This is a genomic window from Acinetobacter sp. YH12098, assembly GCF_013419235.1.
Classification (GTDB): Bacteria; Pseudomonadota; Gammaproteobacteria; order Pseudomonadales; family Moraxellaceae; genus Acinetobacter; species Acinetobacter amyesii.
In genome coordinates this window covers 1-3003 of record NZ_VPAO01000078.1, presented here as the reverse complement: position 1 = coordinate 3003, position 3003 = coordinate 1, and the positions used below count along the sequence as shown (strand labels likewise).

Genomic DNA, 3003 nt, shown 5'->3' with positions numbered 1-3003 from the left:
CAGGATTAACTAAAAACTGCCCCACGAAGCGAGGAACGAGCTTCAATAGAGTACGAGCTTTAGCGAGTACCTAGGGCAGTTTGCACTCCCCTCTCGAAAGGCTTTTAATTATTTTTAAAGCTTTTAATGCTTTTAGACAGGTTGAAACCCTTGTGTAGTAAGTGTTACAGACTATATAAACGGACATTTGCTCTTGTATAAACGGACATTTGCTCTTGTATAAACGGACATTTGCTCTTGTATAAACGGACATTTGCTCTTAATTAAAGGACGTTATAAATATTGACCTTAAAAAGATATTGGATTACATTGTCCTTTAATTAGATAATAATAAGTTCTTCTTATGAAAAATAGTTTAGTCGTGAAAGATAATGCTCTAATAAATGCCAGTTACAACCTAGAGCTAACGGAACAACGTTTGATCATGCTAGCTATCATTAATGCTAGAGAATCGGGACAAGGAATCACTGCGGATAGTAAACTGGAAATACATGCTAGTGACTACGCCAAGCTATTCAATGTATCTGCCGATGCGTCATATAAAGCTTTGAGAGAAGCTGTAAATAATCTGTTTAATCGTCAATTTAGTTATACAGCCGAATATAAAAAAACAGGCAAAGTCGGCATTGTTCGATCTCGCTGGGTAAGCCGTATATTTTATGTAGATGACCTAGCATTGTTAGAAATTACTTTTGCTCCTGATGTCGTGCCTTTAATCACACGATTGGAAGAACACTTTACAAAATATGAAGCTAAACAAGTTGCTCACCTAACCAGTAAATACGCCACTAGGCTTTATGAATTGCTGATTGCTTGGCGTGAAGTTGGAAAAGTTCCACAACTAGAACTTAGTGAGTTTAGAAACAGATTAGGTCTTGTTGATAGTGAATACACCGCCATGAGTGACTTTAAAAAGCGTGTGCTTGAACCATCAATTAAACAAATTAATGAGCATACTGATATTACTGTAACGTATGAACAGCATAAAAAAGGACGGATCATTTCAGGTTTTTCTTTCAAATTTAAGCAAAAACAACAGCCAAAAGTTGAAGCAAAAAGAGATCCAAACACGCCTGATTTTTTTATAAAAATGACCGATGCACAACGCCATTTATTTGCAAAAAAAATGTCAGAAATGCCTGAAATGAGTAAATATTCACAAGGCACAGAAAGCTACCAGCAATTTGCTATTCGTATCGCTGATATGCTTTTAGAACCTGAAAAATTCAGAGAGCTTTATCCAATATTAGAAAAATCAGGATTTCAGCCATGATTAAATTAAATAACCTATCAACCGATCTAAAACATGTGACCGTTGAATACCTCGACATCGTAAATTATGAAATTGCGAGAGAAAATATATGCGGTTATATCTTCCTATTATCCCGAATATCCAAAGATGCCGAACCTACCGAAAAAACACAGATGGAAAGCAAAATACAGAACTTAATTTACTATCGGGATAATTTACAAATCGAGGACAAGGACAATATTCAAAAGGTTTTAAATACGCTCATTCCAGAGTATCAAGCCGAACAAAAAAACCAAACAGCTAAGAAAAATTAGGCTTCAATGTCGGGCAAACCAAAAAGGTGTCTATCTCTATTTTCTGTTAAATATTCGTTCAATTCAGCCAGTATTTTTTCTTTGTTAGCTTCATTCTGCATTTTTTTAATTAAATAAGAACCGAGCAGAATTTTACGTCTAGTATCGTCTTTTCGTTGCTGTTCTTTTTGCTTGGTACGTTCTCTTGCTTCGATAGCCTGTTTTTGCGCTTTTAACTGTTTCAGCTTCTCTAACTGGGCTTCAATTTTCTTTTCTATATTTTCGGCAGATTTTGTCATAACGGTTCATTTCGGGATATAGGAAAACCACTCAAGCATAAGACCCTATGAATTGAAATTCAAGCGAGTAATATGCTATCGTGTTTTTCATGAAATGCGCACTTACGACTTGGATTTCATCCAAGTCAAAGTTTGCGTAAGGGGATTCCCCTTAACCCCAAAAAACTGCTACGCAATTTTTTAAAAGCAAAAGCATCTCAAGGCGACTGCATGGCAATCTATCATTGTTCGACTAAAACGGTTAACCGAAGTTCGGGACGAACTGCGGTTGCATCTTCTGCATATCGTGCAGGGGAAAAACTCAAAGATGAGCGTACAGGATTGACGCATGACTTTACGAGAAAGGACGGTGTCGCCCATTCTGAAATTATCTCTAATTTAGATATTGAAATTGACCGTGGTGAACTTTGGAACTTGGCAGAAAAAACCGAAAACCGTAAAGATGCCCGAACGGCTAGAGAATGGGTGATTGCCCTACCTGATGAATTAGACCCTGATCAACGTAAGGACTTGGCAAAAGACTTTGCCAGGTCCTTAGTTGATCGCTATGGCGTGATTGCAGATTTAGCCATCCATGAACCGAGCAAAGGCGGTAATGATAAGAACCATCACGCCCATATCATGCTCACCACCCGAAAGGCAGAATTAGATACGGACAAGAAACTTACCCTAACCACTAAAACCGATATTGAGTTAAGCAATGCCAAACGAAAAAGCCTTGGTATGGGGACAACCCAAGAAGACATTAAGCAAATTAGAGAAAAATGGGCAGACTTAGCCAATAAAGCATTGGAACGTGCAGGCTACCGAGAAAAAATAGATCACCGCAGCTATGCCGATCAGAACAACGGACTACAAGCCACCATCCATGAAGGCACCAAAGTCACTCAATTACGCAGACAAGGCATAGATACTGAAATTAGCCGTTTCAATGACAATGTGAAACAGCAGAACACCCAACAACTTGACCAACAGAAACAGCAGAAAGAGAGCGTTTTACAGCGTGGTTTAAACCGTGTCGATCAAGGTTTTGAGCAATGGCAGAAGAACCAAGAAAGCAAACGCCTAGAACTGGAACGCCAAGCGGAAATGAAGCGACAGCAAGAATTAGATAAACAACGAGCCGAACAAGCAAATCGTAAGGCATCACGAAATTTAG

General features: G+C 38.5%; 4 protein-coding genes. 3 read left to right on the top strand and 1 reads right to left on the bottom strand.

Features of this window, described 5'->3' with window-relative positions; genetic code table 11:
• The first annotated feature begins 343 nt into the window (after positions 1–343).
• Positions 344–1273, top strand: coding sequence for a replication initiation protein RepM (gene repM / locus FTU38_RS16470; protein ID WP_104510434.1), 930 nt, complete (start codon positions 344–346; stop codon positions 1271–1273).
• Positions 1270–1566 carry a hypothetical protein gene (locus FTU38_RS16465; RefSeq protein ID WP_104510432.1) on the top strand — a complete coding sequence of 99 codons (297 nt, stop codon included), beginning with the start codon at positions 1270–1272 and terminating at the stop codon, positions 1564–1566. The genes repM and FTU38_RS16465 overlap by 4 nt, the downstream gene beginning before the upstream one ends.
• On the opposite strand, the gene FTU38_RS16460 is transcribed toward FTU38_RS16465, so the two are convergent.
• Positions 1563–1844: a hypothetical protein gene (locus FTU38_RS16460; protein WP_004897095.1), complete on the bottom strand. Its 282-nt coding sequence runs from the start codon at positions 1842–1844 to the stop codon at positions 1563–1565. The two genes, FTU38_RS16465 and FTU38_RS16460, sit on opposite strands and share 4 nt — an antisense overlap.
• 210 nt (positions 1845–2054) lie before the next feature.
• Between FTU38_RS16460 and mobQ the strand changes: the two genes are divergently transcribed.
• A partial coding sequence (gene mobQ, locus FTU38_RS16455) for a MobQ family relaxase (RefSeq protein ID WP_180111878.1) occupies positions 2055–3003 on the top strand: 949 nt, incomplete at its 3' end.

Bases quoted from the DNA above. Each gene is read 5' to 3' on its own strand.
- FTU38_RS16465 (WP_104510432.1), top strand. From the start codon at position 1,270: ATGATTAAATTAAATAACCTATCAACCGATCTAAAACATGTGACCGTT.
- FTU38_RS16460 (WP_004897095.1), bottom strand. From the start codon at position 1,844: ATGACAAAATCTGCCGAAAATATAGAAAAGAAAATTGAAGCCCAGTTA.
- repM (WP_104510434.1), top strand. From the start codon at position 344: ATGAAAAATAGTTTAGTCGTGAAAGATAATGCTCTAATAAATGCCAGT.